The following is an 18,584-nucleotide window of genomic DNA, read 5'->3' on the forward strand; positions in this document are numbered from 1 at the left end:
GGCCGTTGTTTGCTGTCCATAGGACATAGGCCGGTCGGAGACCATCACAAGTTTCACCCTATTGCACATCCAACAAATGAGCCATTGAATCCACTCATTGGGAGGCGAATATGACCCAGCTCACTCAGTGTGACAGTTCTCAGGACTATGACGTAATTGTAGTGGGTTCAGGGAATGGGGCTTGTGCTTTCCTGAGGCAATATCTCGCTGCTTCAACGAACGAAAAAATTTTGGTACTGGAGGAGGGAGACAACTTCTTCGAAACCAGCGATATTACCCACCAGCGGAACTGGACTCAATCCTTTGCGGAAGGGAATATCTTTAAGCTGCACAATGCTCACACGCCAGACAATCGACCTATTTTATCGGGCAGAGCCTGCACGATGGGTGGGGGCAGCTCCATCAACTACTCCATGATCTTTGAGTCTTCAGCTTGGTTGGTGCAGCACTTCGGCCATGATCAAGGTTACTGGGATACCCAAAAAGAAAAACTCGCAGTCTCATTTCAGCGCAGTGATCCAAAGCAAAGCCTCACTCCAGTTGCTATCCATGTGCGAACAGCTTTAGAAAGACGAGGGTTTGTCGTCAACGAAAAGACGGAAGGTAATATTCCCGTCTATTCAGATACCCAATCCAACCAAATTCATATTTTTCCCACACAGTTCAACGAATTTGGCCAGAGAATAGCCAGTGGCGTGTCCTTGCTGGATTGGCATACCCATGATCATCTAGATTTCATGTCTCGACATCGGGTGCTCAAACTCCACTTGACTGATGGTGATGGAGAGAAACAACGATGTCATGCAATCACAGTGCTGAATTTAGAAACTAAAGAAGCTATAACCCATGGTGTCGGAGCACAAACGAAGATCATCCTCTGTGCTGGAGCAGCCACACCCCAATTGCTATACGAACATCGGGCCAAGCTCCAGAATATGGAGATTGGCCAGCACGTCAACGATCACATTCTGCTGCCGTTTGGTATTTATTTACTGCATCAATCCTTGCAACCCACCCTGAAAGATCAATATATCTCGCTATTTGCAACGACAAAAATCAACCCTGATACAAAAGGGGAAGCAACGGTTTGTACCTTTGATTTCTTTGCCGGGAAGTTAGAGGTACTGCTGTATTTAATCTCTCATTTATTTTTGGCATTTTGGGTGCCCAATGGCATCAAGCGCTGGATGATTCAGAGTCCAAATGTGTTTAGTTTTCTCAAGTGGTTCAGCCGCTTGCTAGTCAGTATCTGGAACGCGGTGGATGATGTGCTGTGGTGCATTCTCAATCCCAAAAATATGGGAAAAAATGAGTGGAAGTTGATTTCTGCAATCGTGAAGTTCAATATTGCGCGGGAAGGATACTACACGCCCTCTGCTAGCCCACTGTTGTCTACACAAACAAACCATTCATCCTATGACATCATTCTTCGATGTTTTGAACAGAGCACTCCAGAGAAGGATCGAGACTTTAAAGTTGCAGAGAAGGCTATTACAGATCAACTCTGTCTGATGGAGAGATTGGGGACACCACCTCACCCGATCTTCCAATTTCTCATTCGGTTATTCACCAGAATGCCTTACAACAAAGACCAAGTGGAGCAATATATTCGCCATTACAGTCACAATGATCTATTGACAGAGCAGCATTTGTCAGGAGGCTGTATTTTCGGCAAGGCAATTGATATGGGACTAGAATCTCCCCAAGATACAGGTAAAGTCCTGGGGAGTCAGAATATCTATGTGGCCGATCTGTCTGCGGCCCCCCTCCCGAGGGTCAGTCCACAAATGACGGCCTATTTGATTGGGCATCATGTGGCTACACAGCTTTGCCGAGAACTTTAGGCGATTCAAGCTGCTTTAGCCATCATTTGATTGAAGATTGCGATCGCATCCTGGGGCGGAACTTCTTTCACTTGAGTGGCAAGGGTCCAGGCATAGCCAAAGGGGTCTGCGACAGTTGCCGTGCGATCCCCCCAGAACATATCTTCTGGCTCACTAACACTCGTCAGTCCAGCATCTATCGCCTGCTGATAGCTAGCATCTACATCAGGCAAATAGAGGTAAAAAGCCACCGGTGACTGAGGATCAGGGGCTTGTCGGGGCGAGCCTTCAAATTCATCACTCATAAACAAATGGGAATCTCCAATGGTTGCGGATACATGCATCACTGTGCCATCTGGAGTTTCAAGCAAAGCATCTACTACTAACCCAAAAGCCCGTTTATACAATTCAATAGCTGCTTTGGTATCGCGATACGTAGCATTCGGCGTCATCGTATGAAAACCGACAGGCTTGTAATCCATGGGACATTTCTCCAACACAAAGGTGAATATTTTATAGTACAAATGTACTTTTATAATATCAGGTCTTTTGCTCAGTGCATGTCATCTGAACAACAATCAAAAGGCCATTGGACGGCCAATATTGCTGCGTGCCTTGCAACACTAATCAGGCAAGATGATCAAGGTACAGTCTTTTGGAGCAGTTAGCTGCATTCATATGCCGACCGACAACCCTCTTTTGGTGGTCCAGAAATGACAGCCACTGCCTCCAAGCAAAAATGACCACACACCTCAAATCAGCTCAAATTATCTGCAGTAGCACACTATTTAAGCCTGATGGTCTTAGTGCTGCTCCATAGATCTTTAGCCACAGATCTTACTGAGGCACTTGTGGTGGCGATAGAGGAATCGAGGGTCCAGGATCAATAGAAGGTGGAGGAGGCGAAGCCGGAGCTGTAGGTTGTTTAGGTTTAGTTTGGGCCTGCCATTCCGTTAATGGTCGATCGATCGCACCCACAAAAGCAGTCGGGACAAGAATAACTTGTAAATTCTTACCCGAGTCTACTTCAGGATCTACCTGAGCATAAATAAAACTTTCCGTTGGATCTTGACCACCCAAAACTAGAGTGTGAGTTTGCTCATTTTTGAGAACGACCTTGACATTACCTGGAGATTTCTCAAAACCAAATTCTTTTTGGCGCGTAGGTTCTACAGATAAGGTTCTAGGACTCTTGGCCGTGGCCAGGAGGTTGAGCAAAAAGGCAATCGCTGCTTCATCAGCCGGCTTATCTTGGGGCTTCTTCATTCGCCACGTATGGGGGAAACTCTGTTTCGACCGCTCAAACACCAGCGTTAGTTTAGGCGTCTTGACCGTTAAAGCGGCAACCTGATCTTCATTGAACTGAAATAGTTTGAGGACCTGCTCTTGCTGCTCTGTAATTTCTTCTGGGGTATCTTGAGAGCTGATCCACAGAAATACACCCGCTCCGCCGACAATAGCAGTACTGAGCAAAATCATCGTTGTAGATTTAAGCTTCATCCCTTTATTCACAGTCAAAATTGGTTTGTTTTCCTCTTTTTCTTATCTTCGTTGCCACCATAGAGCTGCCGCTGTCGCCAAGGCAGTCAATGGCAATAGCACAATCCCAAACACACTCAGCAACATCCTCATTTGGTCAGAAATGTCTAGGGTTCTTTGAATCACGCGCTTAGGACGAATAGACAATGTCGGATCATCGCCATCCATAATCAGCCAGGACACCGCATTCACGAAAATATCGCGATTCACAGTCTGCTCAAAGTAGGGGTCATCTTTGGCAAAATCAGAGTCTCCGATAATCACAACCCGAGCAGCCTCACCTTGAATTTCAGGTTGAAGAGATTCACCCGTTGGGGGGGGTACCGATTCCGTCGATAGGGGAGGGGTAGGTGCTAAGGACGGACTAGGAACAGATTCAGAATTAGGTGCAGTTGGAGAAGCGCTAGGAACAGCCTCACCTGTAGGAGACGCTGTTGGACTAGGGGAGGAGTTTGGACTAGGCGGAGAAAGGGAGGGTTTTGGTGGAGGCGAAGGCTTTTCTTTAGGAGCGGGTGGAGGGGCAGAAATAGACCGTTTAATCGCCACCCCAATGGTTAATGGACCTTTGCGATCGCGTCCTTGATCCAACTGAATTTGCTGGCCCGTCAGATCCGTTTCCGCCCATGACGCTTCACTCGTTTGCAAGAGTGGCGTCACTTGTTGACCGGGCTGTTCTTGTACATCCACCGCTTGGGCAAAGGGAAAGAAGGACAGCTTTTGGCTAAAGCTCTCGGTAATGGGATGCTCACCATAGGTCAAGGCAGCGGGCCAAGCCAAGCGGGCATGTTTTGGATCCACAATCAACCGACCATCCAATTTGGCACTCATGGCTTCCAGAATGGGCTTTAAGCCTACATCCACCTCAGGATCCAGCATCAAGAATAAATTGCCGCCCTTTTTGAGGAAATCACGAATTAAGGTCACTTCAGCTTCTAGCAACGGTAACTTTGGCCCAGCAATCACCAACACATCCGCATCATCTGGAATCTGTTGCTGTAGGGATAGATTCAAGGGTTCGACGGTAATTCCTTCCATTTTCAGCTGATTAACCGCCCCCGCCAAACTCTCTGTAAACCCCGATAAGGGTACTTCATTATGGCCTTGAATCATGTAAGCCGTGGCTTTTCGCTCATTCGTCAATAGTGCGATCGCAGGGGTTAACGTTACTTCTGATAACCCCGAAGACAGCAGCTTCATGCGCTGGTCATATACCAAGCTAATATCACCCAAATTACGAATGTTATGCTTGCGGGCTAAGCCGGGTTCCGCCTGGGGATCGATAAAGCGGAATTTGAATTTATTGGGCTGCTGTCGTTGGTATTCCTTCAGCAATAACTGATTCTGCAACACAATCTGACTTTGAGAATCCGAAGCAGACGGATCATTGCCAATAAAAACCAACACTTCCACGGGGTTGGGGAGGGCCGACAACACATTCAGAGTTTGGGGAGCGAGGGAGTAGGTTTTCTGTTCCGTGAAATCTGCCCGATAGGGGTACCGCACGACAATAAAGTTCACCAAGCCCAAAATCACCAGCACCGCTAGAGTTGCCACTAAGGCATTGGTACCCGATTGGGTCGATCGCCACTGCCACCATGGGTTGGAGGGCGATAGTCTTTGCCACCGCCACACCAAAGAGATACCCAACAGCACCACCCCACTCAGCATCACGCCCAGGGGTAGCGAAAACCACTGACCAGATACAAACCCAGCCGAGAAGCCAGCAACCATTAAGGCCACACTAAACCAGCTCAGGAAATTGATGACTTTAGAACCCACCCTTGTCACATCTGCCCTTCCATTCTCAAACTTCAACTCCCATTAGCCGCGATCTAGCGTCGCTGGAACCGCAATAAATCAATTGACTGGGCTGTGAGAAATAAGCCCAAGACAATGTAACTCACAAACAGAATCACGCTGCTCATATCCAAAACCCCTTGGGTTAAGGTGACGTAGTGTTTCACCAAAGACAACTGATCAAAAATAGCCACCCAAGGTTCTCCCCAGCGCTCTCCCAGCAAAAACAGCAGTGATAAGATCAAAATCAGGGCATAGGTGAGGATAATGGCCAAAATAGAGCTATCAGCCAGGGACGAAATAAACAGTCCCAAGGACAAAATGGCCGCCGCCAACAAAAAGAGTCCCAGATGGCCCACAACAAAAACTCCTGCGGTAATGGGCGGATCAGCATGGCTCAAAAACAAAATCTCCAGCACCCCCACCGGCAGCATCAAGGTCACAAATAGGGTCCACACGGCTAGGAGTTTTCCCAACGCCACAGCCCAATTCGTAATAGGAGAGGTAGCCAACAGCTCTAACGTCCGATGACGACGTTCTTCGGCATAGAGGCCCATGGATAAACTGGGCATCAGGAACATCACCAACCACCACATGCCGGACAAAAAGGATTTAAGGCTTTCTTGGGGCACATCCACCACCTGGCCAGCTGTTTTTTGGGCGGTCCATAGCTGGACTTCACTCACAAATAAACTACAGGCCAACAGCCAAAAGACTCCAGCAATCACATAGGCCAAGGAGGATTTAAAGTACCCCTGCAGTTCCTTGCGAAAGATAGCCATGACATTGTTAAAAATCAAAATCATGGCTTGTCCTCAGCATTAGATGGATCGGTCTCTTGCTCAGATGAATCAGGGCTATTCTCACTAACATCAGTCTTAGGCAGAGGCGGTTCAGACACATCTACCTCGGTTTCAACAGAAGTATCTAATTCTTCCTGTGTCGTGAGCTCTAAATAAATTTCTTCCAAACTAGTTCCTAACCGTCGCATCTCATACATGGCCACCCCGGCATGCACTAGGTTATGGGTCAGTTGCTGTCCCACTTGAGGATCCGGGTTACAGGTGACTCGGACTTTACGACGTTCTGAGGACTGAACTGGCGGTAACCATCGCCAAGTCAGTGCCCCTTCTAAGGACTGTAAACAGTGCTCAACACTATCTATGGTCCCCTGTACATCCAATTCGTAGATTAACTGGTCTGTTTGTTGAGCCTTCAGATCAGCCAGGGTACTCGTCGCCACTACTTTACCGTTGTTGATGATTGCCACGCGCTGGCAGGTCATATTGACTTCTGGCAAAATATGGGTCGATAAAATGACGGTTTTATCGGCGGCCAAGGATTTAATCAAATTACGCACGTCAATAATTTGGCGAGGATCCAGACCAATGGTGGGCTCATCCAAAATAATTGCTGGAGGATTATGGACAATCGCTTGGGCAATCCCCACCCGCTGACGAAAGCCCTTGGAGAGTTTATGAATGAGGGTCTTTTGTACTTCTTGCAAATTGCACTGTTCAATGGCCCACTGCACCCGCTGGGGGCGATCGCCTGCAGATAGTCCTTTCAGACGTCCCACAAAATGTAGATAGCCCTCCACTGTCATATTGGGATAGAGGGGTGGCACTTCTGGCAAGTAGCCAATCCGCTGTCGGACGGCCATGGGATGCTCATGAACTTCAAACCCCGCAACAGAAGCTGTGCCTTTGGTTGCGGGTAAATAACCTGCCAGAATACGCATGGTGGTGGTTTTCCCTGCACCATTGGGTCCCAGTAGCCCTAGAATCTCTCCAGGCTGGGCGACGAAGCTGACATCTTGCAGGGCTGTTGTTGAGCCGTACACTTTACTGAGGTGTTCAACCTCAATCATGGCGTTTTTGCACTGAGTTACGATAATCGAAATTCCCCCACCAACCTAGCTTATCGCCCGTTTGCATTCCCTGACACTCCTCAGTGTGACCCAGGCAATATTCTTTCGTTCCCAGATTATGCAAAATACCCATCAGCCCATCTGGCAACTTTCCCAAGGTCATCTCAATCTGTTGGAATCTTGTCCCCGTAAGTTTCAGCATCGCTATCTGGATCGGCTTGACACATCCGTAGGCATCGATGCCCATCCCCACCAGCAGCTCGGCTCCCAATTTCACCAACTGATGCAACAGCAGTCCTTGGGACTCCCCATTGAACCCTTGCTAGCTACAGATGATCGCTTGCAGGCGTGGTTCGAGGCTTTTCTACAGCATCCACCCCAGATGATCGAGGGAGCACAGGACAGTGAGCATCAGCGCTTGTACTGGCAAGATGGGTTTGTGCTGGTAGCTATTTACGATTTACTGATCCAAAATTCTAATCAGGCTCAAATTGTGGATTGGAAAACCTACGCCCTCCCCAAACAGGCCGATCGCCTGCGCAACCATTGGCAAACCCAGCTTTATCTTTATGTATTGGCAGAAACCAGTGAATATCAGCCTGACCAACTTTCTATGACCTACTGGTTTGCTGAAGCCTCGGCGCAATCCGATGGCAAAACCAATTTCCTAACCTTCCCCTACTCAGAAGCCCAGCACCAAAAAACCCAGCAATCTTTGACTGATCTACTAGCTAAGTTACGGCAGGAATTGACGGACTACGAAACGGGTGAGGCGATGCCACAAGTGGCTTTGAAAGATGGCAAATGCGTTTCCCCTAAGCACCAATGCGAGTTTGCGGAGCGATGCCAAAGACGACTGGAAGAAGAGGCAGCTATTGCGTTGCAGGAGTCATTAGCGGATATTGAGGCGATGCCAGAACTTCCTGTCGCGGATACTCTATCGGATTAGAGTCTTGCCAGTTGTGGATGGCGGGTTTACTCCGGCTTAAACCCATGCAAAGACATTCATTAGCAACCAGTTCTGAATTTGGGGCAGGTAATAGGCACAGAGGCCACCGGTAAGGACACCAAATAAATGGCCCTGCCAAGAGACACCTCGTTGTAATGGCAGAATACCCCAGAGGGTGCTGCCGTACAGTAAGCCGACTAGGATTGTGGTTGCGATCGCAACCAAGCTTTGCTCTACATAGCCATTGGTCAGCAAGAACCCCAGATAGCCAAACACCAATCCACTCGCCCCAATGTGATTCGATTTAGCCCCCGCGAACAGCCAGACGCCTAGACCTCCGATTAGCCACACTGCAGCGGTGACTATCACAAACACTTGGGTCGAGCGCACCAAGATCAGCCAGCCCAGCACCACGAGGGGCACGGTATTCATTGACAGATGACGAAGATTGCCATGGAGCAGCGGGGCCAGCAAAATTCCTCGCAAGCCCAGCCATCGGCGAGGCAAAATGCCAAATCGATTCAGCCAGCCTTTAAATATCAAAGTATCTGCAATCTCTAGAACCCAGAGCACGCTTATAAAACCGCCCAAAATGCGACCATGTAGTGCCCATTCTGGATAAGTCACGAAGGCATCGAAGTGCATAAACGTTTCAACCCAACCCTATTGATTCAGTGAGGGGGTTCAACAGACCCTCCAACAACCTAGCAATCCTTAGGAGAAACATCATGAAAAAGCAACTTTTACTGGCCTTAGCCCTGAGCGGTACCGTGACCGGAGCCATCACCACCCTGCAAGCGCCAGCCAAAGCCCAATCCCTCAATTGTGCTCAAGTTCAGAATCTAGGCACTCGCTACAACGATCAGTTACTGAATGCCGTCAATGGCAAAGTGGCCGGTAAAACCCATCGCATTAATAGACGCAAAAAGCTGCGGATTAATCGAGTAGATGCTGTGCAGTTTAATGGCTGTCGCATGAACGTCAGAGCCAATGTCACCCTCAAACGCAAGATTCGCCGGGATGCTCATGGCACAGTCAAAATGCGGGCTAGAGTGTCTTCTTTAGATTTGGCCCAACGGAAAATCTGCTACGACAGTGCCCGAGTGACCGATGTAAACCTCAGCCGTACCCTGGGCATTGGGGAAAGAGTCTACAAGTGGGTTGCCAATATCGTCCTCCCTAACCGTGGCTGTTACACCCTCCGTTAAGGAGAACACTATGCCGCAGGATAACTTCTCAAGAGTTGGCTCATTATCGAACAAGGCTAACTCTTGAAAGAAGGGGGTGACCAACGGTAACTGAGTATCTTTGACTCACTCAACTCTTCAGGCAGCACTTCTCTATAAATTAGAGTCAGATTTCAGTCGCTAGGGTAAAAGAAACTCAGGAATCTCCAAAACATGCCAATAGACCAGGCCAACAATGACGATGGTATAGAGGGTTGAACTGCCCAGTCCTATCCAGAGTTCTCGTTGCCAGGATCGGGGTTGTTCAGCCATCACCATATCCAAAGCGCCGGATTGCATCATCAATATCCCCAAAACATTAGAGAGCCAATATCCTGCAATGGTTGCTGGCAAAAAGGCATCAGGATAAGCCCAGCCCACGGCATAACCCAAGACATACGCAATGGGCAAATTGAAAAATAGATCGTTCCACCAAGACAGAGGCGAGAGCATATAGCCCACACCAATCAGCAGAGTATTTTTGACCGTCTTACCGTTGAACAGTTGGGTGAGAAAAGGCATAAAACAGATGAAACGCCGCTCAAATACGATATCAAATCAACTCAGACTGAGCTGAAACTTCACAGCCTGCCCCGTAGATGGGCTCACCCTAGATCCTGAGTTATGTGCGGAAGTCTCTTCAGTCCGCTCTAGACCTATAAAATCTTCTCTAGCAGTGAAAGCTAGATAATATGCAAAATCTGCGTCGTATCGATGCCAAAATCGAATATTAATGAGCAGAATGTTCACATAGAACAGCTACAGTAAGGCTCGGCATGGGATTTTAACCCCTGCAATAGGTATCGCACAGCACTTTCGGTTCAACACTCCTACCCAACGTCATATCTATTGCTCATGACTCTGACGCAATTTTTCTTACCGCACTAGAGCGTCGAGTTCATTCCATCTAGAGGATTCTAGGACAACTCATGAGCTATATCCATGTTCTACTAGAGTATTTAATCGGCCAGTTCCCCTGCTTGCAAGGGTGTCGATTGGTATACGATCCTGGCTCCAAAACACTTTACGTAGACTGTCAGCATCTCAACATTCACGAATTTATGGTGAAGGAAATAGAAACGATTTCCCTACTCGATATTGGGGTTGCCCATTTCATCATCACCGTCCCTAACGCAACCGATATTGTTCGAGACTAAAATTTCAGCGTCTTTGCCAAAACGTTTCAATCCAGCACCCCCCTAGGGGAAATGATCTACAGAAGATACCCCCAGAGGGTTTATTTGGACTGGATATTATGCGAGTGATTCAGTGTTTTGCTCCGCCAGGAAGCATAAGGCTTGAAATCTTAAAAATGTGAGCTGCTCATAGAACGGATTCAGCTTACACAGGGGCGGAATGCGCATCACCGGATGTCCAAACACTGCAATGGTTCGCGCAAACGGGCACTGGGCAGGTATAAATCGACAAAGCCAATTGGCTTGGCGACGATCATCAACATGAATCGTTTCCAGCCAGTGGCGTATGCCATCTAGAAGGTGGATATTGAATTTGATCACGACTGTAGGCTCCTGGTCACAGAGCAACAATGGTTACTTCTGTGAAAATTGAGAATAAATAATGAGGCTTGGTATTGGCCTGAAGCGTTTTGCTCAGAGAATAGCGTGACTGACTAATCGCTATCATCACGTTCGTTTGTTGCCACAGGAAATATTGCCACTCTTCATCCTATAATTAAGCCCAAAAAATTCAGTATTCGTCACTACAGAGTGCAAAAGAATTTTTTGTGACAGCATTGGCTCAGGTTTCTCTAGCCATGCTCAGGTGTACTGCCTTATGAGGGTATGACCACCTGTCTTGTACATGTAGATTCTGCATGAAATGCATGTAGCTCTTGCTAGCACACTGCCGTCTTGGTGTGTATAGATACGAAAGTCAAGGGAAATTCTCCGTAATCTGCCTAAATACCCTTCAAATGCAAGGCAATTGTTTTGGCAGTCGATGACTGCCAATCGGTAGATGGAGATTGAGCATTGATGACACAGACCCTAGCCAGTGGCCCAGACGAACAACATCCACTTTCGGTCCCGTCCACATCCCCTGAAGCGGTAGAAAAACGCGAACTGACCTACTCTCAATTGGTCATGTATGCCGCTCTCATTGGTGTATTTGGGGGACTGGTTGCCACAGCGTATTACTTTGTTTTAGAAACCCTGATGCATGGCGTTTGGCATACCATACCCGATCGGGTAGTACCCTATTTTCCCAGTTGGCTCCCTCAAAAACACTACGTTTGGATTGCCTCTACCATCGGTGGCTTCTGCGTCGGGCTTGTTCTGTTCTTTATGGGCCTGCCAGGAGAGATGGCCCAAGTCGTCGATAAAATTCACAGCCCTGGCAAAATTGATATCCGCAAAACCCCAGCTATGATTATTGCGTCTTTGGTGGCAATTACCTCAGGGGGTAGTGCTGGGCCAGAAGCACCTTTGGTTCAGGTGAATGGTAGCTTTGGTAGCTGGCTGGGAGAAAAATTGCAGCTCACTACCACTTCGGTACGGGTGCTGACTTTTTGTGGCATGAGTGCAGCCTTGGGTGCTTTTTTTGGAGCGCCCATTGGTGCCGCCCTATTCGCTTTAGAAATTCCCCATCGTAAGGGTCTGGAATATTACGAAGCGATTGCCCCAGCCGTCGTTTCCGCGATTTTTTCCTTTGCTGTCTTTCGCATCAATACTGGCATGACCATCGGCGGTTTCTATCATTTCGAAACAGTGCCACCTTTAACACCCATCAACTTACTGGAAGGATTAGTGCTGGGAGTGATTGGTGCTGGTGTTGCAGTGATGTTTATCGGCATATTTCGCTTGGTGGGCCATTTGCTCGCTCCCCTAGAACATTCTCGAATTCTCTTAGCCACCCTGGGAGGTCTAACCATTGGTTTAATTGCCTTGGCCTTTCCCCAAACGCTATTTTTCAGCGAAGAGCAGATTCATACAGTGATTGAAACGGGCGCAACCTTAGGGATTAGCTTTTTGCTAATGATCGCAGTAGCCAAGATGTTTGCCATTAGCGTGACGCTCCATTCTGGCTTTTTAGGTGGATTTATTTTTCCTCTATTTTTCATTGGTGCAAATGTCGGTCTAGCGATTTCCCTGATGGTGCCTCAGGTTCATCCCACATTGGGCATGGTCTGCTTAATGGCTGCGGTGAATGTGGCGGTGACGAAAACTCCCGTGAGCACTAGCATTATTCTCAGTGTGTTGTCTGGTACGGCGATGCTGCCCGTCATTGTGATTGCTAGCTTTGTGAGCTTTTTACTGACAAGCCAAATTGCCATGATCAAAACCCAACGGTCCCGAGAGTTAGAAGGATTTCCAACACCTGCTCTGTCAACCTCTGAATTGACTCCTAGCTTGACGTCTAGTCCCGCATCTCTAGCAATCGAGTAGGGCTGCTCAAGCCTGCCATCCTATCGTTCTGACAAAATTTGGGAGTTCCAACCATTGCGTTAAGCAATATCCATTTCTGAACGACTCAGTCAAGCTTGGTCATAATGGTTGTATTCTCTCAAGTGGTTTATAACTAACCATTAGACACATAATGTCGGATTCCATTTTTGCGCTGTTTCTGGGATTTGGATTTATCTGGATCATGATGGGTGTGGGAGGTATGGTTTTGCTAATGAAGTCTCAAAACCAACCTCTCCGCTTTAACCGGGATGGCATACTCGTCTTCCTGCCCATTGTTTTAGTATTTCTGATTGCCCTCAGCTTTGGGGCAGTAGTATTAGCCAAAAGTGGCTAGAAAGTAGCATTCTTCCTGAAGGCATGACCTTGGTGTTACTCATGAAACGTCATATAGATGCTGTGATCTTTGACCTCGATCAAACGCTGCTGGATCGTGAACGGTCTTTACGAGACTTCATCAGTTGGCAATGTCACAGCATGCTAAGTCCATACCTTGAGAATAAATTGGATTTCATTGCTCGCTTTATCGAGCTAGATGCAAATGGCACCCTTTGGAAAGATAAAGTCTACGCTGCTCTCATTGATGAGTTCACTTTGACAGAGTGGTCTGTTAATGAGTTGCTGGGCGTCTATGAAACCTGTTTTTGTGCTTTTGCTGTTCCAAGAGAGGGGGGAATTGAGGCTATTCAACAACTCTCGAAGAAATACAAACTTGGTGTAATCTCCAATGAGATGTCACCCTTTCAGGAACGCAATTTCACAGCGTTGGGAATAGCATCATTATTCAAGAGCGTCATCATTTCCCAAGCAGTTGGCCTCCGCAAGCCAGACCCTAAAATCTTTCTGCTTGGGTGCCAAGAACTCGGGGTATCTCCGCAAAGAACGATTTACGTTGGAGACAATCCGATCTCGGATATCAACGGTGCAATCAACGCGGGCTTGCATACCATTTTTGTGACAACCGCCTTATACCCTGAGTGTAGAAGTGCCCATGGGATTTGTTCAGATCTAAGAAGCCTGCCATCTATTGTGGAAACGCTTGCCGGTTGAAGAATCGGGTAGAACGGTTACCAATACAGGTGTGGGTATGAGTTCTGTGCCAACTTAGAAGGTAGATTTCAACATGAAGTCAGCATTGATCTCAAGTTTGGCATCTGGTTTACTGCCGTCATAGAAATTGACATCTTGTGTACGGGCCATCCAACAAATTTTGAAGATATTGCTGGATTGAGACAATATCGACACGAGATTATCACGCAAAGGTTGATGTTCGTAATAGTAGAACAGCGCAGAGCATGCATCTTCGTCATCGTTTGATGTTCCAGGATGCTTGAACTTTTGTCCTACAAGCTTTGAGGCATCAAATTGGGCCAATTTGATGCCAAGCTCAGCACTGGGCCGGGCCGGGTATACCGATGTATCTGCATTGAAGTGAGCCCCCTCTTCTGTGGCTTCAATTTCAAACCAGAGTGTGAGATTGTCACTTTCTCTAACCGTGAATAAATGGGCAGATTCAATCGGAAATACTTCAGTACCGTTAAAACGAGTGATGGTTAACTGATTCATGTTCGTTCTGTAATCTTGACGACCTACTGAAAAGCCCAACTAAACCTGGGTAGAAAGAACACTCTAATCAAATAGATGTCTTGCTTCATCAAAAATTGGCAGTTCATTGAACCACTTCAAATTTGCGGCCAAACTATGAGGAACTTCAATATCGATACTTTTACTGTCCTGGCCAACTTCACATCTAATTCCCAAAAAGATTTTCTTCTCGGTTTTATCCTTCTTTTATCACTTTAGATAACTGAAAAATAGAATATTCTGAGTTTTTATGTTTCTGATGAGTGATGTCAAATTCAAGCTGTACTGGCTATATCCAGTCTATTCAGCAAACATTTCAGTCAAGATCGATAAGAGCATTTGCTGCTCATCTTGATTGATCTGACCTAGCTTTTTGACTAATCGTTTTTTATCAACTGTGCGAATTTTATCCAAAACAATTTGTCCATCTTTTCCCTGAAATTGGCAAGCAACACGCGTTGGATATTGCCTTCCTTTTGTGGTCATGGGAGCGATGATCACTGTGGCAATGTATTGGTTCATCTCGTTAGGAGAGATCACAATACACGGTCGCGTCTTCTGAATTTCACTCTCTACTGTCGGATCGAGGTTAACTAGAAACACATCAAAACGCTTGACTACCACTCCCATTCAGTATCATCCCAGTCGGTAGTGTTGACTTCATCTAAAAACACATCGTCATGATGTTGGGCCATGGAAGCAAAAGCTGCATCCCACCCAGCACGAGAACATTCAGCAGTACGAATGGTTAAGCAGTCTCCTTGCACGGTAATCTCAACCTCTCCATTGAGACCACTTTGCTCTAATAAAAGCTTGGGAATGCGAATACCCTGGGAGTTGCCAATTTTAACGATGCGGGTCCTAATAGCTGTATCCATCTTGGAATGCTTACAATCATCAACGTGATTACATTGTAGCTACCTAGAAAATTGCTGTCCAGTGACGTGCAAAACGGGCTAAGAGGAATTGGTTTGAGTGTAATCTCAGCTAAATCTACTCACCATTCTTGGAGTGCGATCGCAACTCCGTCTCGCACATCTTTTTCCACCGTATCGTCTTCTGCTAAAGCCTGGAGCTTAGTGTAGGCAAGCTCTGAAGAGATTTGTTTGAGGGCTGCGATCGCATGGAGTCTCACCCCCATATCCGCAATCCCTAATAGCCGTATCAATTCTGGTATCGCTGTCGTATCACCTAATTGCCCCAGGGCACTGGCAATCGTTTTATTTAAGGTCAGATCCGCACCGGGGTGATGATGCAAACAATAGATCAAAGCCTGAGTAGACACCCCTTGCAATTCTGGTTGGCGATGGAGGGTTAACGCTTTAATAATCGCTTCTGCTAGGGTCAAATTCTCATCATCAATCACCTGCAGGGCAGACGTTGTATGGGGCCAAAGCTTCTGTAAAAACCGCACAGACTGGTCATTACCAATCTGGCCCAGGGCCTGAATAATCGTTAGCTTGAAGGGGGCAGGGATATTGTCAGCACTAGCCGTCATCCGTAACGCCTGAGCAGCCGTATCAGTACCCAACCGTCCCAGGGCCAACGCCGCCCCTTGGCAGACTTGGACATCCACATCAGTGAGAAACGGCTGAATCAACGCCACCGGATCATGATCATGCTCATAGAAGAGGTGAGCACGATAACTAATACTTGCGATCGCAACTTGGCGAACCTGGGCACTTAAATCAGCTAATCCCTGGAGTAAGACTGGGATAATTTGTGGATCATGAAATCGGCCAAGCGTTTCGATCACCTGCAGGCGAACCGATGCATCTTCGTCAGCAACCGCCTTGATTAAGATCGGCACAATCACTGCATCTTGCATTTGCGACAACGCAGAGACCACCAGCCCCCGAGCAGGGGATGATTCCAGTAATGTGGCTAATGCATCTATAGATTGTGGGCCAATTTGGGCCAGCATTTGGGCGGCGATTTCAGCAACATCATCATCATCCGCTTCTTGCAATAGCTGCGTTAATGCCATCACGGCATCCGCATGATTAAACTCGCCTAAGATTCGGGCCACAAACCATTGCAGCTCAGGATCATCGGCGTTGTTCTGGAGAAGATCAACCAAAAACGTGATTGCTGGTTCTCCAAAGTCAGGAATTTGCTTAGCCGTTTCCCAACGAGATGCGAAATCTCCTTGTTCTAGCTTCGTTAAAACGGATATGAGTTCACTCACAGCGGTTGGTGATTGCATGCCACTGCTATTCTCTCCAAACTGATTAAACAATTTGTCGATAGATATGCAATTTCAGCATATCTGATTTGCAGAAACTACATATAGGCTATCACTTTCGTAACGACGGATACGAACGATCGCCATTGGAGTCGCTAAGTTAGTATCCCAATCGCAGAAATTGATGATGTTCAATTTTTGATTGGTAATGACGCGAGTTCAAAAGGATCAAACGTGAGTAATACCGCCCCAGCCGCGCCCAAAATGAATAAATTTGAGCGCTTCAAAGCGGAAAAAGATGGTTTGGCAATTCTGCCTGAACTGTCCCACTTTGCCCAGATCGGTTGGGAAGCCATGGATGACACCGACCTCACCCAACGCCTCAAATGGGTTGGATTATTCTTCCGCCCCGTCACCCCTGGCAAGTTCATGCTGCGGATGCGGATGCCCAACGGTATTCTCAGCGGCGGCCAAATGCGCGTCTTGGCTGAAGTGATTCAGCAGTATGGCGAAGATGGCTATGCCGATATTACCACTCGCCAAAATATCCAGTTGCGCGGTATTCACATCGAAGATATCCCCGATATTTTTAATCGATTCCAGCAGGCGGGTTTGACCAGCATGCAATCGGGAATGGACAACGTCCGCAACATTACCGGATCCCCCGTCGCTGGCCTGGATGCCAATGAACTGATTGATACCCGCGGTCTGGTCCGCAAAGTCCAGGACATGATCACCAATAACAGTCAGGGCAACCCCGCCTTCACCAATCTGCCTCGGAAATTCAACATTGCGATCGCAGGTGGTCGCGACAACTCCGTCCATGCCGAAATCAATGATATTGCCTTTGTTCCGGCTTACAAAGACGAAAAACTAGGCTTCAACGTTGTCGTCGGTGGCTTCTTTTCGGCTAAGCGCTGTGCCCCCGCTATTTCAATGAATGTTTGGGTCGATCACACCCAAGTAGTCGATATCAGCGAAGCCATTCTGATTGTTTACCGCGACAATGGTTCACGGGCCAATCGCCACCAATCTCGGATGATGTGGCTCATCGAAGAATGGGGCGTCGAACGCTTCCGAGCGGCTGTAGAAACCCAGATGGGTGTCACCCTCCAATCCGAAGCCGACAAAGATGAATTTGACTGGGACAAACGGGACCATATTGGCGTCCATGTCCAGCAACAACCTGGCTTGAACTTTGTGGGCATGCACGTCCCCGTGGGTCGTCTCTATGCCAACGATATGTTCGAGTTTGCCCGGATGGCCGAAGTCTACGGCAGTGGTGAAATTCGGCTCACCGTTGAGCAAAATGTCCTCATTCCCAATATTCCCGATTCTCGTCTTGACTCCTTTTTACAAGAGCCTTTGTTAGAGGTCTTCTCCATCAACCCCGATCCCCTCACACGGGCCTTGGTGTCCTGTACCGGCAGCCAGTTTTGTAAGTTTGCTCTGATAGAAACCAAAAACCAAGCCGTAGCGGTGATTAATGACCTAGCAGATGAGCTAGAAGTCCCTAAACCCGTGCGTTTTCACTGGACTGGATGCCCGAATTCCTGTGGTCAACCCCAAGTCGCAGATATTGGCTTAATGGGCACCAAAACCCGCAAGGATGGCAAGACCGTCGAAGCCGTGGACTTATTCATGGGAGGCAAAGTCGGTAAAGATGCCGTACTCGGTGAAAAAGTCCAGAAAGCCATTCCCTGTGACGAGCTCAGAGGCGTCTTAAAAGATATTCTCATTCAACAGTTTGACGCTCAACCCCGATCCACTCCCCGCCCATCCCAAGGGATGGCCGGACTTTCACGTCAACGCAGTTTGCACGGCACGGTGAGCCAGAACGGTTCTGCGCCCCCTGCTGCTGTCGTTCCGGCAGTAGCGCCTCCTGCACCAGTGGCTACACCCGCTTCGGCGGCCCAGCCCGCTGTGGTTCAGTTTGCAGCATCTGGCAAGGAGGTCAACTGTGATGACAGCCAATCCATATTAGAAATTGCGGAGGCTGCCGGAGTTGAGATTGAAAGCAGTTGCCAGTCTGGCAGTTGTGGCACCTGCGTCGCCAAGCTCGTTGAGGGTGAATTCCGATACGAAGCCGATCCAGACGGCTTAGGAGAAGATGATGCCGCATCAGGGCATATCTTGACCTGTATTGCCTACCCAGTCGGCAAAGTAGTCTTGGATGCCTAGTTTAAGTT

At 47.8% G+C, this 18,584-nt stretch carries 20 protein-coding genes; 8 read left to right on the forward strand and 12 right to left on the reverse strand.

Going from position 1 to position 18,584, the window contains the following annotated elements:
- The first annotated feature begins 110 nt into the window (after nucleotides 1–110).
- Entirely contained in the window at nucleotides 111–1,844 is a 1,734-nt protein-coding gene (locus I1H34_RS25620) for a GMC family oxidoreductase N-terminal domain-containing protein (protein ID WP_212663666.1), read from the forward strand.
- A gap of 5 nt (nucleotides 1,845–1,849) precedes the next feature.
- Here the strand turns inward: I1H34_RS25620 and I1H34_RS25625 are convergent, their stop codons facing one another.
- From I1H34_RS25625 to I1H34_RS25645, 5 genes are all read right to left on the reverse strand, one after another.
- A complete protein-coding gene (locus tag I1H34_RS25625; protein WP_212663667.1) occupies nucleotides 1,850–2,305 on the reverse strand; it encodes a VOC family protein in 456 nt (151 codons plus the stop codon).
- 355 nt (nucleotides 2,306–2,660) lie between these two features.
- Entirely contained in the window at nucleotides 2,661–3,323 is a 663-nt protein-coding gene (locus I1H34_RS25630) for a DUF4340 domain-containing protein (protein ID WP_212663668.1), read from the reverse strand.
- A gap of 42 nt (nucleotides 3,324–3,365) precedes the next feature.
- The gene (locus tag I1H34_RS25635) at nucleotides 3,366–5,141 is read right to left on the reverse strand and encodes a GldG family protein (RefSeq protein WP_212663669.1); all 1,776 of its coding nucleotides are present in this window, start codon (nucleotides 5,139–5,141) and stop codon (nucleotides 3,366–3,368) included.
- 53 nt (nucleotides 5,142–5,194) lie between these two features.
- The gene (locus tag I1H34_RS25640) at nucleotides 5,195–5,965 is read right to left on the reverse strand and encodes an ABC transporter permease (protein WP_212663670.1); all 771 of its coding nucleotides are present in this window, start codon (nucleotides 5,963–5,965) and stop codon (nucleotides 5,195–5,197) included.
- On the reverse strand, nucleotides 5,962–7,029 hold the full coding sequence (locus tag I1H34_RS25645) for an ABC transporter ATP-binding protein (protein WP_212663671.1): 1,068 nt from the start codon (nucleotides 7,027–7,029) through the stop codon (nucleotides 5,962–5,964). Before I1H34_RS25645 ends, I1H34_RS25640 begins: the two co-directional genes overlap by 4 nt.
- 118 nt (nucleotides 7,030–7,147) lie before the next feature.
- Between I1H34_RS25645 and I1H34_RS25650 the strand changes: the two genes are divergently transcribed.
- Complete coding sequence (locus tag I1H34_RS25650) at nucleotides 7,148–7,978, forward strand: PD-(D/E)XK nuclease family protein (RefSeq protein WP_212663672.1); 831 nt, start codon at nucleotides 7,148–7,150, stop codon at nucleotides 7,976–7,978.
- Between the two features lie 36 nt (nucleotides 7,979–8,014).
- On the opposite strand, the gene I1H34_RS25655 is transcribed toward I1H34_RS25650, so the two are convergent.
- A complete protein-coding gene (locus I1H34_RS25655) occupies nucleotides 8,015–8,623 on the reverse strand; it encodes a rhomboid family intramembrane serine protease (protein WP_212663673.1) in 609 nt (202 codons plus the stop codon).
- An 83-nt stretch (nucleotides 8,624–8,706) separates the two neighbouring features.
- Here I1H34_RS25655 and I1H34_RS25660 point away from each other — a divergent pair, with 83 nt between their 5' ends.
- On the forward strand, nucleotides 8,707–9,186 hold the full coding sequence (locus I1H34_RS25660) for a hypothetical protein (RefSeq protein WP_212663674.1): 480 nt from the start codon (nucleotides 8,707–8,709) through the stop codon (nucleotides 9,184–9,186).
- A 159-nt stretch (nucleotides 9,187–9,345) separates the two neighbouring features.
- Here the strand turns inward: I1H34_RS25660 and I1H34_RS25665 are convergent, their stop codons facing one another.
- On the reverse strand, nucleotides 9,346–9,726 hold the full coding sequence (locus tag I1H34_RS25665) for a hypothetical protein (RefSeq protein WP_212663675.1): 381 nt from the start codon (nucleotides 9,724–9,726) through the stop codon (nucleotides 9,346–9,348).
- 407 nt (nucleotides 9,727–10,133) lie between these two features.
- Between I1H34_RS25665 and I1H34_RS25670 the strand changes: the two genes are divergently transcribed.
- Complete coding sequence (locus I1H34_RS25670; RefSeq protein WP_212663676.1) at nucleotides 10,134–10,361, forward strand: hypothetical protein; 228 nt, start codon at nucleotides 10,134–10,136, stop codon at nucleotides 10,359–10,361.
- A gap of 96 nt (nucleotides 10,362–10,457) precedes the next feature.
- Here I1H34_RS25670 and I1H34_RS25675 read toward each other — a convergent pair whose 3' ends face one another.
- A complete protein-coding gene (locus I1H34_RS25675; RefSeq protein WP_212663677.1) occupies nucleotides 10,458–10,721 on the reverse strand; it encodes a Mo-dependent nitrogenase C-terminal domain-containing protein in 264 nt (87 codons plus the stop codon).
- A 477-nt stretch (nucleotides 10,722–11,198) separates the two neighbouring features.
- Between I1H34_RS25675 and I1H34_RS25680 the strand changes: the two genes are divergently transcribed.
- The 3 genes from I1H34_RS25680 to I1H34_RS25690 all read left to right on the forward strand — a co-directional run bounded on the left by I1H34_RS25680 (nucleotide 11,199) and on the right by I1H34_RS25690 (nucleotide 13,676).
- A complete protein-coding gene (locus I1H34_RS25680; protein ID WP_212663678.1) occupies nucleotides 11,199–12,608 on the forward strand; it encodes a chloride channel protein in 1,410 nt (469 codons plus the stop codon).
- Between the two features lie 151 nt (nucleotides 12,609–12,759).
- Nucleotides 12,760–12,963 carry a hypothetical protein gene (locus tag I1H34_RS25685; protein WP_212663679.1) on the forward strand — a complete coding sequence of 68 codons (204 nt, stop codon included), beginning with the start codon at nucleotides 12,760–12,762 and terminating at the stop codon, nucleotides 12,961–12,963.
- Between the two features lie 23 nt (nucleotides 12,964–12,986).
- Nucleotides 12,987–13,676 (forward strand): HAD family hydrolase, encoded by a 690-nt coding sequence (locus I1H34_RS25690; RefSeq protein ID WP_249369636.1) that lies wholly within the window; start codon nucleotides 12,987–12,989, stop codon nucleotides 13,674–13,676.
- A gap of 54 nt (nucleotides 13,677–13,730) precedes the next feature.
- Here I1H34_RS25690 and I1H34_RS25695 read toward each other — a convergent pair whose 3' ends face one another.
- The 4 genes from I1H34_RS25695 to I1H34_RS25710 all read right to left on the reverse strand — a co-directional run bounded on the left by I1H34_RS25695 (nucleotide 13,731) and on the right by I1H34_RS25710 (nucleotide 16,416).
- The gene (locus I1H34_RS25695; protein WP_212663680.1) at nucleotides 13,731–14,192 is read right to left on the reverse strand and encodes a hypothetical protein; all 462 of its coding nucleotides are present in this window, start codon (nucleotides 14,190–14,192) and stop codon (nucleotides 13,731–13,733) included.
- Nucleotides 14,193–14,510: 318 nt separating this feature from the next.
- The gene (locus tag I1H34_RS25700; RefSeq protein ID WP_212663681.1) at nucleotides 14,511–14,840 is read right to left on the reverse strand and encodes a type II toxin-antitoxin system PemK/MazF family toxin; all 330 of its coding nucleotides are present in this window, start codon (nucleotides 14,838–14,840) and stop codon (nucleotides 14,511–14,513) included.
- The gene (locus I1H34_RS25705; protein WP_212663682.1) at nucleotides 14,828–15,088 is read right to left on the reverse strand and encodes an AbrB/MazE/SpoVT family DNA-binding domain-containing protein; all 261 of its coding nucleotides are present in this window, start codon (nucleotides 15,086–15,088) and stop codon (nucleotides 14,828–14,830) included. Before I1H34_RS25705 ends, I1H34_RS25700 begins: the two co-directional genes overlap by 13 nt.
- Nucleotides 15,089–15,207: 119 nt before the next feature.
- Nucleotides 15,208–16,416 carry a HEAT repeat domain-containing protein gene (locus tag I1H34_RS25710; RefSeq protein ID WP_212663683.1) on the reverse strand — a complete coding sequence of 403 codons (1,209 nt, stop codon included), beginning with the start codon at nucleotides 16,414–16,416 and terminating at the stop codon, nucleotides 15,208–15,210.
- A 243-nt stretch (nucleotides 16,417–16,659) separates the two neighbouring features.
- On the opposite strand from I1H34_RS25710, the gene I1H34_RS25715 reads away from it, so the two are divergent.
- Nucleotides 16,660–18,576 carry a ferredoxin--nitrite reductase gene (locus I1H34_RS25715; RefSeq protein WP_212666445.1) on the forward strand — a complete coding sequence of 639 codons (1,917 nt, stop codon included), beginning with the start codon at nucleotides 16,660–16,662 and terminating at the stop codon, nucleotides 18,574–18,576.
- Nucleotides 18,577–18,584 lie beyond the last annotated feature (8 nt).

This window comes from Acaryochloris marina S15, from assembly GCF_018336915.1.
Taxonomy (GTDB): Bacteria; Cyanobacteriota; Cyanobacteriia; order Thermosynechococcales; family Thermosynechococcaceae; genus Acaryochloris; species Acaryochloris marina_A.

Coding starts and splice junctions, on each gene's coding strand:
- I1H34_RS25620 (WP_212663666.1), top strand. CDS start 111: ATGACCCAGCTCACTCAGTGTGACAGTTCTCAGGACTATGACGTAATT.
- I1H34_RS25625 (WP_212663667.1), bottom strand. CDS start 2,305: ATGGATTACAAGCCTGTCGGTTTTCATACGATGACGCCGAATGCTACG.
- I1H34_RS25630 (WP_212663668.1), bottom strand. CDS start 3,323: ATGAAGCTTAAATCTACAACGATGATTTTGCTCAGTACTGCTATTGTC.
- I1H34_RS25640 (WP_212663670.1), bottom strand. CDS start 5,965: ATGATTTTGATTTTTAACAATGTCATGGCTATCTTTCGCAAGGAACTG.
- I1H34_RS25645 (WP_212663671.1), bottom strand. CDS start 7,029: ATGATTGAGGTTGAACACCTCAGTAAAGTGTACGGCTCAACAACAGCC.
- I1H34_RS25650 (WP_212663672.1), top strand. CDS start 7,148: ATGCAAAATACCCATCAGCCCATCTGGCAACTTTCCCAAGGTCATCTC.
- I1H34_RS25655 (WP_212663673.1), bottom strand. CDS start 8,623: ATGCACTTCGATGCCTTCGTGACTTATCCAGAATGGGCACTACATGGT.
- I1H34_RS25660 (WP_212663674.1), top strand. CDS start 8,707: ATGAAAAAGCAACTTTTACTGGCCTTAGCCCTGAGCGGTACCGTGACC.
- I1H34_RS25665 (WP_212663675.1), bottom strand. CDS start 9,726: ATGCCTTTTCTCACCCAACTGTTCAACGGTAAGACGGTCAAAAATACT.
- I1H34_RS25670 (WP_212663676.1), top strand. CDS start 10,134: ATGAGCTATATCCATGTTCTACTAGAGTATTTAATCGGCCAGTTCCCC.
- I1H34_RS25680 (WP_212663678.1), top strand. CDS start 11,199: ATGACACAGACCCTAGCCAGTGGCCCAGACGAACAACATCCACTTTCG.
- I1H34_RS25685 (WP_212663679.1), top strand. CDS start 12,760: ATGTCGGATTCCATTTTTGCGCTGTTTCTGGGATTTGGATTTATCTGG.
- I1H34_RS25690 (WP_249369636.1), top strand. CDS start 12,987: ATGACCTTGGTGTTACTCATGAAACGTCATATAGATGCTGTGATCTTT.
- I1H34_RS25695 (WP_212663680.1), bottom strand. CDS start 14,192: ATGAATCAGTTAACCATCACTCGTTTTAACGGTACTGAAGTATTTCCG.
- I1H34_RS25700 (WP_212663681.1), bottom strand. CDS start 14,840: ATGGGAGTGGTAGTCAAGCGTTTTGATGTGTTTCTAGTTAACCTCGAT.
- I1H34_RS25705 (WP_212663682.1), bottom strand. CDS start 15,088: ATGGATACAGCTATTAGGACCCGCATCGTTAAAATTGGCAACTCCCAG.
- I1H34_RS25710 (WP_212663683.1), bottom strand. CDS start 16,416: ATGCAATCACCAACCGCTGTGAGTGAACTCATATCCGTTTTAACGAAG.
- I1H34_RS25715 (WP_212666445.1), top strand. CDS start 16,660: ATGAATAAATTTGAGCGCTTCAAAGCGGAAAAAGATGGTTTGGCAATT.